General features: G+C 32.9%; 12 protein-coding genes. 1 reads left to right on the top strand and 11 read right to left on the bottom strand.

Translation table 11 applies throughout. The annotated features are described in order from the left end of the window. Window positions 1-28: 28 nt before the first annotated feature. The gene (locus IAI56_RS05595) at window positions 29-1,906 is read left to right on the top strand and encodes an alpha-amylase family protein (RefSeq protein ID WP_187656941.1); all 1,878 of its coding nucleotides are present in this window, start codon (window positions 29-31) and stop codon (window positions 1,904-1,906) included. 505 nt (window positions 1,907-2,411) lie between these two features. Here IAI56_RS05595 and IAI56_RS05590 read toward each other — a convergent pair. The 11 genes from IAI56_RS05590 to IAI56_RS05540 form a co-directional block, all read right to left on the bottom strand. Continuing rightward, window positions 2,412-3,683, bottom strand: a complete 1,272-nt coding sequence (locus IAI56_RS05590; protein WP_187656940.1) for an adenylosuccinate synthase — start codon at window positions 3,681-3,683, stop codon at window positions 2,412-2,414. A gap of 223 nt (window positions 3,684-3,906) precedes the next feature. Next, on the bottom strand, window positions 3,907-4,359 hold the full coding sequence (locus tag IAI56_RS05585; RefSeq protein ID WP_187656939.1) for a Fur family transcriptional regulator: 453 nt from the start codon (window positions 4,357-4,359) through the stop codon (window positions 3,907-3,909). Between the two features lie 71 nt (window positions 4,360-4,430). Next, on the bottom strand, window positions 4,431-6,650 hold the full coding sequence (locus tag IAI56_RS05580; protein WP_187656938.1) for a RelA/SpoT family protein: 2,220 nt from the start codon (window positions 6,648-6,650) through the stop codon (window positions 4,431-4,433). A gap of 99 nt (window positions 6,651-6,749) precedes the next feature. Next, the gene (locus tag IAI56_RS05575; protein ID WP_187656937.1) at window positions 6,750-8,291 is read right to left on the bottom strand and encodes a serine hydrolase; all 1,542 of its coding nucleotides are present in this window, start codon (window positions 8,289-8,291) and stop codon (window positions 6,750-6,752) included. Between the two features lie 16 nt (window positions 8,292-8,307). Then, window positions 8,308-9,018, bottom strand: a complete 711-nt coding sequence (locus tag IAI56_RS05570) for a L,D-transpeptidase family protein (protein ID WP_187656936.1) — start codon at window positions 9,016-9,018, stop codon at window positions 8,308-8,310. 55 nt (window positions 9,019-9,073) lie between these two features. Next, the gene (locus IAI56_RS05565) at window positions 9,074-9,862 is read right to left on the bottom strand and encodes a TrmH family RNA methyltransferase (protein WP_187656935.1); all 789 of its coding nucleotides are present in this window, start codon (window positions 9,860-9,862) and stop codon (window positions 9,074-9,076) included. 99 nt (window positions 9,863-9,961) lie between these two features. Then, window positions 9,962-11,293 carry a DUF58 domain-containing protein gene (locus IAI56_RS05560; protein ID WP_187656934.1) on the bottom strand — a complete coding sequence of 444 codons (1,332 nt, stop codon included), beginning with the start codon at window positions 11,291-11,293 and terminating at the stop codon, window positions 9,962-9,964. Between the two features lie 99 nt (window positions 11,294-11,392). Continuing rightward, the gene (locus IAI56_RS05555) at window positions 11,393-12,406 is read right to left on the bottom strand and encodes an AAA family ATPase (RefSeq protein ID WP_187656933.1); all 1,014 of its coding nucleotides are present in this window, start codon (window positions 12,404-12,406) and stop codon (window positions 11,393-11,395) included. Then, the gene (locus IAI56_RS05550; protein ID WP_187656932.1) at window positions 12,406-13,608 is read right to left on the bottom strand and encodes a DUF4350 domain-containing protein; all 1,203 of its coding nucleotides are present in this window, start codon (window positions 13,606-13,608) and stop codon (window positions 12,406-12,408) included. The genes IAI56_RS05555 and IAI56_RS05550 overlap by 1 nt, the downstream gene beginning before the upstream one ends. Beyond that, window positions 13,605-14,366: a DUF4129 domain-containing protein gene (locus IAI56_RS05545; protein ID WP_187656931.1), complete on the bottom strand. Its 762-nt coding sequence runs from the start codon at window positions 14,364-14,366 to the stop codon at window positions 13,605-13,607. Before IAI56_RS05545 ends, IAI56_RS05550 begins: the two co-directional genes overlap by 4 nt. After that, the gene (locus IAI56_RS05540) at window positions 14,359-15,294 is read right to left on the bottom strand and encodes a hypothetical protein (RefSeq protein WP_187656930.1); all 936 of its coding nucleotides are present in this window, start codon (window positions 15,292-15,294) and stop codon (window positions 14,359-14,361) included. The genes IAI56_RS05545 and IAI56_RS05540 overlap by 8 nt, the downstream gene beginning before the upstream one ends. Between the last annotated feature and the right edge of the window lies 1 nt (window position 15,295).

Below are 15,295 nucleotides of genomic sequence, written 5' to 3'. Positions count from 1 at the left end.
TATTTGCTAATTAGCAATTAATTTAATTATGAAGAAAAAATATTTATCACTGCTAGTAGTTGTACTTATGACTTCGGTAAGTTTTGGACAAGTAAAAACATTTAAACAAGTTATGGATAAGAAAAAAGCTGAGAGTCAGCCAAAAAAAGTAGTAGTTTATCAAGTTTTTACTCGATTATTTGGAAACCAAAATCAAACCAATAAACCTTGGGGAACAATTAAAGAAAATGGTGTAGGTAAGTTTAATGATTTTACAGACAAAGCCTTAAGTGAAATTAAAAAGTTGGGTGTAACTCATATTTGGTATACTGGTGTTCCGCATCATGCAGTAATCAATGATTATACTAAATATGGAATTTCTAATGATGATCCCGATGTTGTTAAAGGCCGAGCTGGTTCGCCTTATGCAGTAAAAGATTATTACAATGTCAATCCTGATTTAGCCGTAGATCCAGCAAAAAGACTTCAAGAATTTGACTCATTAATAAAAAGAACACACAAAAACGGATTGAAGCTCATAATTGATATTGTACCTAATCATATTGCAAGAAATTATAAAGGATTATCAAACCCAAAAGGCGTGAAAGATTTTGGAGCAGATGATAATACATCAGTTGAATATGCACGAGATAATAACTTTTATTATATTCCTGGACAAGCTTTTCAAGTTCCAACGGATGATAATTACAAACCATTAAATGGAGAAAAAAATCCTTTCATTGATGGAAAATTTAATGAAAACCCAGCAAAATGGACAGGAAACGGTTCTAGATTAGCAAAACCAGACATCAATGATTGGTACGAAACAGTAAAAGTGAATTATGGTATTCGACCTGATGGTTCAAAAGATTTCCCAGAATTGCCAAAAGATTTTGAGAATAAAACATACAAAGATCATTATAAATTTTGGTTGGATAAAAATGTTCCAAGTTCATGGAAAAAGTTTAAAGATATTGCTTTATATTGGATCGATCGAGGTGTTGACGGTTTTAGATATGACATGGCTGAAATGGTTCCTTATGAATTTTGGAGTTATTTAAATTCTTCTATTAAAGAGAAAAATCCAAATGCATTTTTACTAGCAGAAGTATATAATCCAAATGAATATAGGAATTATATTAAATTAGGGAAAATGGATTATTTATATGATAAAGTTGAAACCTACGATCATTTAAAAGCCGTAATTCAAGGAAAAGCATTGCCTGATGCATTAACCGATATTAGTAACAGATTAAGTGATATTGAACATCATATGTTACACTTTTTGGATAATCATGACGAACAACGATTGGCCAGTCCAGAATTTGCTGGAACACCTGAAAAAGGAAAACCTTTAATGGTAGTTTCTGCTACGATTAGTTCATCACCAACAATGATTTATTTTGGTCAAGAAGTAGGTGAACCTGGAGCTGAAGATGCAGGTTTTGGAAAACCATCTCGAACTTCTATTTTTGATTACATTGGAGTTCCACATCATCAACGATGGATGAATGAAGGTAAATTTGATGGAGGAAAATTATCCAATAGCGAAAAAGAGTTGAGAGATTTTTATGCTAGATTACTCAATTTTACAATAAAAAGTGAAGCTTTGATGGGTAAATTTATTGATTTGCAAAAAGTCAACAGAGAACAAACCGATAATTATGATCCAGGAATTTATTCTTTTGCACGTTCTTCAAAAAATGAGAAATTGATCATAGTGACAAATTTTTCATGGTTGACTACGAGTAATTTCGAATTAAAAATTCCAAAAGATGTTATTAATATGCTTGGTTTAACAGATGGTGAATATAAAATAGATGACCAGTTATATAAAAAACAAACAGTAAAGCTCACTGTAACTAATGGAGTAGGAATAATTCCAATTATTATTAATCCTAGCGAAAGCTTTATTTTTAAACTTTAATTTTTTATTTATTAACAAAAATAACTACAAGTAAAACCCTTCCTTTGAAGGGTTTTGGTTTTTTATACTTCCAAAATAACATTACAAGAAGCAAAATTGCTAGATTAAACTAATAAAATGATAAAACATAGAGCAACTTTGATGTTTTTAACTCCGATTTTGCTAAGTTGAAGAGCAACTTTGAGGTTATTAACTCCGATTTTGCTATGTTGAAGAGCAACTTTGAGTTTATTAACTTCCTCGATAGAGTTATTTGCTAGTCCGACGAGGTTTTTAACTTCCTCGATGGGGTTATTTGCTAGTCCGACGAGGTTTTTAACTTCCTCGATGGAGTTATTTGCTAGTCCAACGAGGTTTTTAACTTTCTCGATGGAGTTATTTGCTAGTCCAACGAGGTTATTTATTTACTTGGTGAAGTAATTGACTTTGCAATTAATTTTTTCAATTTGAAAACAAATAAAAAAAAAATCCTATCTAGTTTTTATACTTTGATAGGATTTATAATTTATTTAAGTATCGTTTGTTTTCTATCTGGTCCAACAGAAACAATTTTTATTGGAACTTCGACTTCTTTTTCTATAAATTCGATGTAGTCTTTTAATTCTTTTGGTAAGCTTTCATAAGTTGTTAATCCAGTTAAATCGGCTTTCCATCCTTTGAATTCTGTGTAAACTGGTTGAACGTTTTCTTCTTCTATGTTATAAGGTAAATGTTGGATAATTTCTCCTTTGTAATTGTATGAAGTACACACTTTCAACGTTTCAAATCCCGATAAAACATCGCCTTTCATCATCATTAATTGGGTTACACCATTTACTTGAATGGCATATTTTAACGCTACTAAATCCAACCAACCACAACGGCGTTTTCTTCCGGTAACTGAACCAAATTCATTTCCAACGCTTGCCATCATATCTCCAGCATCAGTGAAATCTTCTGTAGGGAATGGTCCAGAACCAACACGAGTTGTGTAGGCTTTGAAAATTCCATAAACTTCTTTGATTTTATTTGGAGCAATTCCTAAACCAGTACAAGCTCCAGCGGCTGTTGTATTTGATGAAGTTACAAAAGGATATGTTCCAAAATCTACATCCAATAATGAACCTTGTGCGCCTTCGCAAAGAATTGATTTTCCAGCTTTTTGTGCTTGGTTTAAGTATTCTTCACTATCAATGAAATCTAATTTTTTTAAATCTTCAATAGCTTCAAAAAAATCTTTTTCTAGTTCGGGTAAATTGTATTGAATAGCAACATCGTAGAACTTAATCATTTCTTCGTGTTTGTTTGCCAAAGCGCGGTATTTTTCTTTAAAATCGGCTAGTTCAATATCGCCAACACGAATTCCGTTTCTACCGGTTTTGTCCATATACGTTGGTCCAATTCCTTTTAAAGTGGAACCAATTTTGGCTTTACCTTTAGAAGCTTCAGAAGCCGCATCAAGCAATCTGTGTGTTGGTAAAATTAAATGTGCTTTTCTTGAAATGATAAGTTTTGACTTTAAATCCAGATTGAATTTTGCTAATCCGTCAATTTCTTGTTTAAAAACGACTGGATCGATAACCACTCCATTTCCAATTACGTTGATGTTGTTACTGTGAAAAATTCCAGAAGGAATGGTTCTTAAAACGTGTTTTATTCCGTCAAATTCTAAGGTATGTCCAGCATTTGGTCCGCCTTGAAAACGAGCAATAATGTCATATTTTGAAGTTAATACATCGACGATTTTTCCTTTTCCTTCGTCTCCCCATTGTAATCCGAGTAGTAAATCTACAGTCATTGTTTTGTGTGTTGTGTTTGTTGTGTTGTTGTTTTTATTTTTATTTTTATTTTTATTTTTATTTTTATGGTTTCTTTTTTAGCCCCGATTATCTCACTTTGTTAATAATTTACATTAGAGTTCGATGAATTCCATTTGTAGTGGAAAGCTCCCGATTTTATCGGGACTTGCAACGAAAAGCGGGAATATGGTTTGTAGAAATGCCCGAACGATTCGCTTCAAATTACTCTTTTTTATTGGCATAAAAATAGAGTGAATGATTGTGAATTTCGATACCAAAAATTTCTTCAATTGTTTGTTTAATGGTTTGAATTCTTGGATCGCAAAATTCGATAACTTCACCTGTATCTGTCATGATAATATGATCATGTTGTTTGTCAAAATAAGACTTTTCATAGTGTGCTTGATTTTGTCCGAACTGATGCTTGCGAACTAAACCACAGTCTAGGAGTAATTCTATAGTGTTGTATAAAGTAGCTCGAGAAACACGATAGTTTTTGTTTTTCATTTTGATGTATAAATTTTCTATATCAAAATGTTCTTCGCTATCATATATCTCTTGAAGAATAGCGTATCGTTCAGGTGTTTTTCGATGTCCTTTGTTTTCAAGGTATAGTGTAAAAACATTTTTTACAGTTTCTTGATTCGTAGCGTTATCTGATGCAATTAATGTCATGTGACAAAGGTAATTTTTTTGTTTAAGGTTTCAAAGTTTTAGGGTTTATTGTTTCAAGTTTAGTGCTAAACTCAATTGGTATAAACTCTTGTAACTTTATCAATTCCGTCTATTTTTTTAATATTATCAATCAGTTTTTTCAAAATATTGTTGTTTTGAACGATTACGGCAACTTGTCCATTGAAAATTCCGGCTTCGCCACTCAACGAAATACTTTGAATGTTAACGTGCATATTGTTGGAAATTACTTTAGTTAGTTCGTTTGTAAGTCCTAAACTGTCCATTCCAGTTATTTTTAGAATTGCTTTAAATTCTTGTTGAGATGAATCAATCCATTTGGCTTGCATAATTCTGTATGCATAATTGGATTGAAGCGTTATTGCGTTTGGACAATCTTTTTTATGCACTTTAATTCCTTCGTTGATGGTAATGAAACCAAAAACTTCGTCGCCTGGAATTGGGTTACAACAAGTGGAAAGTTTGTAATCGAGTTTGTCGCTTTCGCTGCCAAAAACCAGCATGTCATAATTGCTGCTGAGTTCTTGTTTGTTGATTTCTTCTTGATTGGTTGTTGGTGAACGTTTGATTTTGGTTTTGAAAAAATTCATCAAAGTGTTGCTTTTTTGAGCCGCATAATCTTTGAGTTGCTGATTTTCGATGGAACCAATTCCAACACGGTAAAACAAATCTAAACTGGTTTTTAGTTTGAAAAAGTTAACTAATTCGTTAACTACGTTTTCATTTAAAGTGATTTTTAAATGTTTCAGTTTTCGGGTTAAAAGTTCTTTTCCGTCTTCGGCAATTTTCTTGGTATTTTCGTTGAGAACGTTTCTAATTTTATTTTTTGCTCTCGAAGTCGTTACATAATCTAACCAGTTAATCGTTGGTTTTTGATGAACGGAAGTTATAATTTCTATTTGGTCACCACTTTTTAGTTCGTGATTTAGCGGAACTAATTTTCCGTTTACGCGTGTTCCACGAGTTTTTACCCCAATTTCAGAGTGAATGCTAAAGGCAAAATCGAGTGAAGTTGCGCCTTTGGGTAACGATTTTATTTCGCCTTTTGGAGTGAACACAAAAATTTCTTTGGCATACAAATTCATTTTGAAATCTTCCACAAAATCGACAGCATTTGTTTCCGAATTTTCTAGAGCTTCTTTCAATAAATTGAGCCAAACATCCAAACCACTTTCTTCGTTGGCACCATTTTTATATTTATAATGTGCAGCATATCCTTTTTCAGCAATTTCATCCATTCGTTCGCTTCGCACTTGAATTTCAACCCATCGACCTTTTGGTCCCATAACGGTGATGTGCAATGCTTCATAACCAGTTGATTTTGGTGAAGATATCCAATCTCGTAATCGACTTGGACTTGGACGATAATGATCAGTTACTACCGAATATATTTTCCAAGCAAGGAATTTTTCATCATGAAGGTTTGATTTATAGATAATTCTGAGGGCAAATTTGTCATATACTTCATCAAAGGTTACATTTTGAGCCGCCATTTTTCTTCGGATAGAATAGATGGATTTTGGTCTTCCTTTCAAGGTGTATTCAACGCCTTCTTCGTCGAGCGATTTTTTCAAAACATCCGAAACCAACTTGATATAAGCATCTTGTTCTTCTTTGGTTTCCTTTATTTTACTGACGATTTCGTTGTAAACTTCGGGTTCGGTATATTTTAAACCTAAATCTTCGAGTTTCGTTTTGATGTTGTATAAACCCAATCGATGCGCTAATGGTGCGTAAATGTAAAGTGTTTCGGAAGCGATTTTTACCTGTTTATAATCGGGCATTGAATCCATGGTTTGCATGTTGTGCAAACGATCGGCGATTTTAATTAGAATTACACGAACATCATCATTGAGTGTCAACAACATTTTTCTGAAGTTTTCCGCTTGCATGGAAATGTTCATGTCTTTTTTGACTTGTGAAATTTTTGTCAATCCTTCAACCAAATGTGCAATTTTAGGATTAAACATTTTTTCAATGTCTTCTATAGTAACATCGGTATCTTCGACGACATCGTGCATCAAAGCTGCTGCAATACCCGTTGCACCAAGTCCAATTTCGGAAGCGACAATTTTTGCTACACCAATGGGATGAAAAATATACGCTTCGCCTGATTTTCTTCGTTGGTCTTTGTGAGCATCAACGGCAACATCAAATGCTTTGCGAATCAGTTTTTTATCGTCATCAGTAAGTGTTTGATAACTTATGCGCAGTAATTCTTTATATTCTCTTGCAATTGCTTTTTTTTCCTCTTCTAAATCTATCTCAATCATAGCCAATAATTCTATCGACTAAAAATAAGAAAAAAAAAGATACGTTTTGCAGTAAAAATTACAATTTTTTGATGAAAACGAAACATTCGAATTCTGTTTTTATTTTTGAACTCGGTTAAAATCTAAATCATGAAAGTCGTAACTAAAATCTGTTAATGGTGAGATAGCTTTCATTGTAAAATGATTTACTTTTCCAGTTTTGTCTTCATCAAAGAAAATATGTGAGTCGGCATGAAAACTTCGGATATTCCATTTTACAACAAAGTTTTGGTCTTTGTAGAAAAATACTTCTCCAGTTAATCGAGGCGAACGTTTAGAAGTGAAATATAATTTTCCTTTCTTTTCATAAATGGAAACTTCGCCAAACCAATTGTCTTGATAGGTTCCGATGTATTTTTGGAAATCGATTTTTGTTTTGGCTTTGAGGTTTTTATCAACTTGTGCCCAAACTTCATCCGTAATTTTATCAGCGTTGTCTTCGGCTTGTTTTCTGTCTTGGGTTAAATTGGCCAAATGATCAAATTTTGGTAAACCTAAATAACTGTCTTTAATTGTGTTAGAAATAGCAGTAAATGCCGCACCACTTTGCTGATTGGTCAAAACGATAATTCCTAATTTTTCGTTTGGAAACATAATAGTTTGTGTCACAATTCCATCTAAACCGCCAGTATGAGAAACTTGTAAATGACCGTTGATATCTGTCAATTGCCAACCCAAACCATAACTTCTAAAGTTCGTTGTATAAGGATAGCTTTTTCGGTTGGGCAAAATAGTTTGTGACGACCAAGTTTCTAGGATTTGTTTCTCGCTGATGAGTTGCTTTCCATCAAAATTTCCTTTGTTCATTTGAAAATTAAGCCATTGACTAATGTCGTTTACCGAAGCATATAAACCTGCGGCAGCATCAAAAATTGGATTGGTGTAACGCTTGATTACTTCTAGTTTTCCGTTGGTTGGAACATGAGGAACAATTACGTTTGTTTTATCTTTTAATCGGTTCCACGAAGCCGCGCTGTTTTTCATTCCGATAGGTTTCATAATGCGTTCTTCCACAAAATCACACCATGATTTACCCGAAACTTTTTCAATTACTTCGCCAGCAATTACATACAATAAGTTGTCATAATCATATTTGGTTCTAAATCCCGAAACTGGTTTTAAATATTGAATGTTTTTTACAATATCTTTTGGTGTAAAATCATGTCCATCAGGCCAAATCATCAAATCGCCAGCACCGAGTCCAAGTCCGCTTTTATGGGTTAGCAAATCTCTGATTGTAAATTCATTGGTAACATATTCGTTATACATTTTAAAATCAGGCAAGTATTTGATGACTTTATCATCCCAATTTATTTTTCCTTCGTCAACCAAAATGGCTAATGCATTAGCAGTAAAAGCTTTACTGTTAGAAGCAATTCCGAATAACGTATTGGCATCCACTTTTTGCTTGGTATTGATATTCGAAACACCATAACCTTTGGCTAAAACCAGTTTTCCATCTTTGATAATTCCAACGGCAATTCCAGGAACATCAAACGCTTTCATGGTATTTTCGACCAAAACATCTACTTCTTTTTCAGTGATTTGTGCATTGATACTAAAAGTTGAAAGTAGTAATGCAAGTAAAATTGAGTATTTCATTATTTTTAATTCTTAATTATTCAAAGTTAGTGAGTTCCTTTGCAATGTTTTCATATAAATCCTTTTCCCAAGAAATTGCTTCGATTTCTGGAAACGTTTTATTGGTTCTAAAATCTTGTGGTGCAATAATAATTGGGAAATGTTTGTTTTTTGTTTTGGTTGCTAAAATAAAAATTTCTTCAATGTTTTTGTCGCCAACAGGAATGCAACCAATGGTGACACTTTTTCCGTGTATCATGATATCGCCACCTAAATCAGTTCGTCCGTCTAGTTTTGCTTTTTCTTCATCAAAGGTGTTTGGATAATTTACTTTAATCGAAAGGTGGTATTTGCTATTTGGATTTAGATATTCCATTTGATAAATGCCTTCGGGAATTTGCTTGTCGCCGTTTTTTAGTTTTGGTCCAATTTTTCCGCTGAAAGCCGTGAAAGGATATTTCTTTAGCATTTTCCAATTATCGGTCTCATTTTTTCGAATGTAGAGTTCTAAAATTTGTTCTTTTTTGAAAGCAAGAATTCCCATTTCGAAATCAGTGCTGTCAATGTTATTTTTTGCAAAATTATTTTGTAATGAAGCTTTAACTTTTGGATTGTATTTTTCAACAATGCTTTCAATGGTTTGTTTTTCTTCTGATGAAAAAAATAATCCGATGATTTGATTTCTTAATACGTAAAGAACCAAAAATAGTACAATTAGTAATAAAAGATAAATCAGTTTCAATTTCATTAATTTATAATAGTTTTACCCTTCGACTGCGCTCAGGGTGACAAATTTGGAGTAATTATTTAAAATCCCGTTGTCTTTTTGCTTCAAAAAGTAAAATAGCTGCCGCAACCGAAACGTTCATACTGTCGATTTCGCCTTGCATTGGAATTATAATATTCTGGGTAGCTTTTTCTCGCCAAGGTTCGGTTAATCCTGTAGCTTCGGTTCCAACGACTAAAGCCGATGGTTTTGTGAAGTTTTGCGTGTGATAAGACGTTGAATTTTGTAACGTTGCGCTGTAAAAATTGATGTTATTTTGTTGTAAAAAATCAATAGTTTCTTCGGTAGAAGCGGTTGCAATTTGATTGGTGAACAAACAACCAACGCTGGAACGAACCATGTTTGGATTATACAAATCGGTTTTTGGATTGGCTATAATCACAGCATCAACTTTTGCCGCATCGCATGTTCGTAGCATTGCACCGATATTTCCCGGTTTTTCGATACTTTCCATGACTAAAATCAACGGATTTTCGGGAAGTTGCAACTCGGAAAGTTGATGCGATTTGGTTTTTGCAACGGCAATAATTCCTTCGGTTGTATCGCGATAGGCGAGTTTTTGATAGACTTCTTTGGAGATTTCAATTGTGTTGAAAGATTTAAAGATGGAAGGATTGAAAGATTTTTCGATGACTTCAAAACAAATTAAAATAGTCTCAATTTCATAATTTCCTTTGATAGCCAATTCAATTTCACGAATTCCTTCAATTAAAAATGTTCCCGATTGTTTACGAGCTTTGGCTTTTTCTTGTAGGAAAACCAATGATTTTATAAAAGGATTTTGTGCTGAAGTGATTTGTTTCAAAATAGTTGTTTTTAGATGCCAGTTGTCAGTTGTCTGTTTTCGGTTGCAATTATTTTTATTAAACTTTTGATAACTGATAACGGATAACTGACAACTTTATTATAAAATTCCTCTCGCTTTAATTTCCAAATATTTATTAATGGTATCCAAAGTCAAGTTTTCCGGTTGGGTTAACACCGAATGAATACCATATTTTTTGAGTTCGGTAACGATTAGTTTTTTCTCAAAAATGAATTTTTCAGCAATTACTTTATCATAAACTTCTTGGATTGTTTCGGTTTTTTTATTGGTGATTTGATACAATTCCGTATTTTGAAAAAAGACAACTACTAATAAATGACTTTTGGCAATTCCTTTCAAATAAGGCATTTGACGATGCAATCCATCTAGCGTTTCAAAATTGGTGTATAAAATAATCAAACTTCGTTGGTTGATGTTTTTCTTAATATCGGCATACAATCGGGAATAATCGCTTTCGAAAAAATCGGTTTTTACGTTGTACAGATTTTCGAGAATTTTTTGCATTTGCGACGTTCGTTTTTCGGCCACGACACGATTATCTACTTTTTTTGAAAACGAAAACATTCCAGCTTTGTCTTGCTTTTTCAGAATAACATTCGACATTACCAGCGTTGCATTGATAGCATAATCCAACAAACTCATTCCGTTGAAAGGCATTTTCATTGTTCTGCCTTTGTCGATAACCATATAAATATTTTGCGATTTTTCGTCTTGAAATTGATTAACCATCAAGCTGTTTTTCTTAGCTGTAGCTTTCCAATTCAAGGTTCTGATGTCATCGCCAGGAACGTATTCTTTGATTTGTTCAAATTCCATAGTATGACCAATTCGGCGAATTTTTTTCACACCATATTGGAATAGATTATTCGAAAACGCAATCAAATCGTATTTTCTCAATTGAATGTATGATGGATACGTCGGTACCATTACATCTGAACAAAATTTATAGCGTTTAGAAATCAATTTCAAAGGCGAAGAAACATATACATTCAAACTTCCAAAACGATATTCGCCACGTTGTGTTGGTCGTAAATAGTATTGAAACTCATCTTGCGAAGCGGTTTTTATTTTGCGTTTTAGTTCAAAATTTCGTTCTTGAAACTGTTCTGGAATTTCGTCAATAATTTTAACGTTAATCGGGAAAGTATAAAAGTTTTTTAGTGTTAAAACTATAGGGTTTTCATCGCCATTCGACAATTTTTCGGGCATTGTTCTATCGGCATCAACTCCGTTTTTGGAACTGAAAAGAATGATAACATCCAAAACAAAAAACACCATTATTCCAAGCAAAATATACCAAGTTGCGTTGTAAAGCGATGGAAACATAAACGCCAAACAAAACAAAGCTACAATGCCAATTAGCAAGTAGAAAAAGAAGTTGTTGATATATAGTTTTTTGAAGAAGTTCATTTTTGTTGTTGTCGGTTTTCAGTTATCGGTTATCGGTTGTTGGTTATCAGCTCTAATTATTTTTGGTAACTGACAACTGATAACCGACAACTTTTTTAACTATCTCGGAATTTCAATACTTTCTATAATTTGTTTGATGATTTCAACGCTAGTTAAACCTTCCATTTCGCGTTCTGGAGTTACGATAACTCTGTGTTGTAAAACTGGAATTGCCGCTTCTTTTATGTCTTCTGGCGTAACAAAATCACGACCGCGAATGGCGGCAAAACCTTTGGCAGCATTCAAAATAGCAATCGAAGCTCTTGGCGAAGCACCAAGATATAAAAACGCATTTTCACGAGTGTTTACAACCAATTTTGCAATGTATTCCAGCAGGTTTGGTTCTACAATAATTTGTTTTACCAAAGCTTGATAGTTCATAATATCCGAAGCAGAAAGTACTGCTTTGATGTGTTCTAATTTTCCAGTATTTTGAAGCGTATGTTCACGTTGAATGATGCTAATTTCTTCGTCTAATTTTGGATAATCAATGTTGATTTTGAAAATAAAACGATCCAATTGCGCTTCTGGTAAACGATACGTTCCTTCTTGCTCGATTGGATTTTGCGTAGCCAAAACAATGAACGGTTTGTCCAATTGAAATGAATGTCCATCGATAGTGATTTGACGTTCTTCCATTACTTCAAACAATGCTGCTTGCGTTTTTGCTGGCGCACGATTGATTTCGTCAATTAGAATTAAATTGGAAAAAATCGGTCCTTTTTTGAATTCAAATTCTGATTTTTTTAAGTCGAAAACCGAAGTTCCCAAAATATCCGAAGGCATCAAATCGGGCGTAAATTGAATTCGGCTGAAACCAACCGAAAGTGTTTTGGCAATAATCTTTGAAGTCATGGTTTTTGCAACACCTGGAACGCCTTCAATTAAAACGTGTCCATTGGCTAAAATTGCCACTAACAATTGGTCAATCATTTTGTGTTGACCAACGATTACGGTTTCCATTTCGGCTTTTATTTTGTCAATACTTTCGCGAAGCGGTTCAAGGTTTAGTCGAGATTGAAAATTTAAATTTTCGTTGCTTTCGATATTTTCTATGTTTTCACTATTTTCCATTAGTTGATGATTTTTTCTATTGCATTATTGATTTCGATTAAATCACTTTCGATACTTTGATTGTAGCTTCGTCGCTGATAATTTATCAAATATACCAAGTGTTCAATATCTTTTAGGTCTTTACCTGTTTTTAATTGTAATTTTTTAATGAAATTTTCATCCAAATTTGATGTATCCATCAAATATTCGTTTCGAACTCTTTCGAGGAAATAAATAATTTTTTTGTCAATTATATTTTGATGATTTCCTTCTTGATAGTATAAATTTCCGATGGTTTTGGTAAAATCAACGGTTGTATTTGGCAATGGTTTTATAACTGGAATGACGCGTTGTCTCCTTTTAGCGTTGAAAATCATGAAAATTACAATTCCAATTAAGAAAATATACCAAGCCCATTTTAATGCTGGTTGGCTCAAAATATAACGCATTGGCGAATAGGATTGTATCAAACTCGATTGGTCTTTGACTAACCAATAAACATCATCTTTTGGTAAATAGGACAATACTTTTTCGGCATATTCCGCATTGTTATCTTTAATCAAATGATAGTTGGTAAACGCAACAGGTTGCAAATGAATGTAGAAAAATCCGTTACCAAAAGGTGTTTTGATAAAGTTGATTTGTTTTTCTTTTTCACTTCCTTGATAACCTAAAACGGTAGTTTTAAGTGTGTCGATTTTTGAGAATGCCAAAGGATTATCGCCTTTGTTTAAAGTATATTTTTTATTTCCTAAAGTTGAATTAGATAACCAAACCTGAGTTTCTTTCGTGAAATTTGGTTTTGCATCTAATTCCAATTTTAAAGTATCGATTAGCGTTTGAGGCAATTTTTCAACACTTAAAAACGCATTATTTCCTTCGGCAACGTAGGTTAAAATTTCTTGAGTTGATTGTTCATCAATTACATATTCGTCACAAATATTGAGAATTGTTCCTTTTTTAGCGTAAACATTTAAGGTATCGTCATCATAATAATTAGGTTCAAATGCTTCGTAAAACGTTTGGCTAACTTTTTCGACCTTGCGGTCTTTTAATAGTGTTTTGTATTCTTCGTTAAAAACATACAATCCAAACGGAATTTTATCTTTCAATAAATAACTCGGCGACCAATCGACTGGTTTTGGTCGAACGGCATCAATATAAATTACGCCAACAATCAGTAGCAACAAAAAGAAAACATATATTTTTAATGTTCTGCTCATTTTTTCAGTGATTGAAGGGTTTTTTCAAAGGCATTTTTAGCTTGTAAAAAGCTTTCTTCGGTCATTTCAAATTCGCCATACCAAATGTAGTTGTACAAATAAGAAAGGTATTGAAAATCAGTTTTTAAATCGGCTGATTTTATTTCGTATAAATAATCGGTATTGGTTTTTTCGGTATTCCATTCGATGATTTCTTTTTCGGAAAGCCGTTTTAAAACGAACAAATAATAATAGCGAATAGCCAAACGATGATTTCCGTCGGTTAATGTTTCTTTGATTAGTTTTTCAAAATCAATTCGCGTTAGATTTTTTTCGATTTCTTCGTCAGTATAAATCTTTTTGGTGGTTGATTTTCCAAAAATCCATTGACCTTCTTTGTTTAAAATTAGTTTGGTTATCATATAAATAACGTAGCAAACAATCAAAACTGCCAATGTTTTCAGCGTATATTCTACATACTTTTCAGAAACATTCATATTGGAAAGCCCAAAAATCTTTTTGAACCAATAGGCCAACCATTCTTTAAATTTGTCCCAAAGCGATTTTTCGGTGATTTTTGCTTGGTATTGAAATTCGGAAGACTTATATTTTTCTTTGAAATTGGTTTCGAATTTGGGTTGTGAAACTTCAGAATTGGTATCAACGATGATGTCTTTTTCGCTAAAAACCACAGAATCTTTTTTGGCAACAGCCAAAGAATCCTGTGACCAAACGGAAACAGAAAATAATAACCAAAAAAGTACTATGAATTTATTCACGTCCAATTAAATCAATTGAGTCTTGAGCAATAATGTTTTCGTCGTTTTCTCTTCGGCTGTAATGTGCCAAACCTTGATTGATTAGCATCAAATTATTCAATATATAACTCATCAAGATTGTAATTACCATTATAATTGCCATCATAATTCCAAAAGTTGCCAATCCTTCGGTACTTCCGGGATTTTGTTCCAAAGAAGTAACCATTGAAACCATTCCAAATGCGTAGGGTATCATAGTAAAAACAGTCATTGTAACTTGAATGATAATGTACATCAACATCAGCGAACCAACAATTGGGAAATATTGTGATTTCATTTTGGAAAATCCATCCGAAAGTGCTTCGAAATAACCTTTGTCAAAGTTGATATATTCGTAGTAACTCAAAGCTATCCAGCTAAATGCAGTTGGGATTGCAAACAATAATAAAGGAATTCCAATGATAATAAATACCAATAAAAATAAGAGTATAAAAACGATAATTAAAATAGGAGTAATGACAAAAAGCGATGCGATAAAGAAGATTAGCATTTTGGCAAAATTAGATTTCAAAGCAGAAACTACATCGCCAACACTAAAATTGTTTCCTTTTTTCTTGTCGTATAAATCGAGGTAAATTACTGGAACAGTATAGCTTAACATTGACATAAAAATCAAAAACAGAAATAGTAAAATTGCCAAAATAACGATAAATGGGAAATTTTCAGTCATCGAATTTTCAAAACCGCTAAAATCTTGTCCGCTCATGCTGGTTTTAAGTAAATCAAAATAGACTTGAAATAGAAAATAGGACAACACCAACATAATCATCAACGGAATACCATTGATGGTGAAGTAAATTTTCATGAAATGCTTTCCAGTTTGTCTGAAAAAACCAAAAGTATCGCTGATGTAATCGCCGAAATCTCTGTTTTTAAATAATTGAAACATA

Source organism: Flavobacterium macrobrachii (assembly GCF_014486675.1).
Classification (GTDB): Bacteria; Bacteroidota; Bacteroidia; order Flavobacteriales; family Flavobacteriaceae; genus Flavobacterium; species Flavobacterium macrobrachii.
Note: the sequence above shows the minus strand (reverse complement) of the source record. Positions and strands in the feature narration are given on the sequence as shown.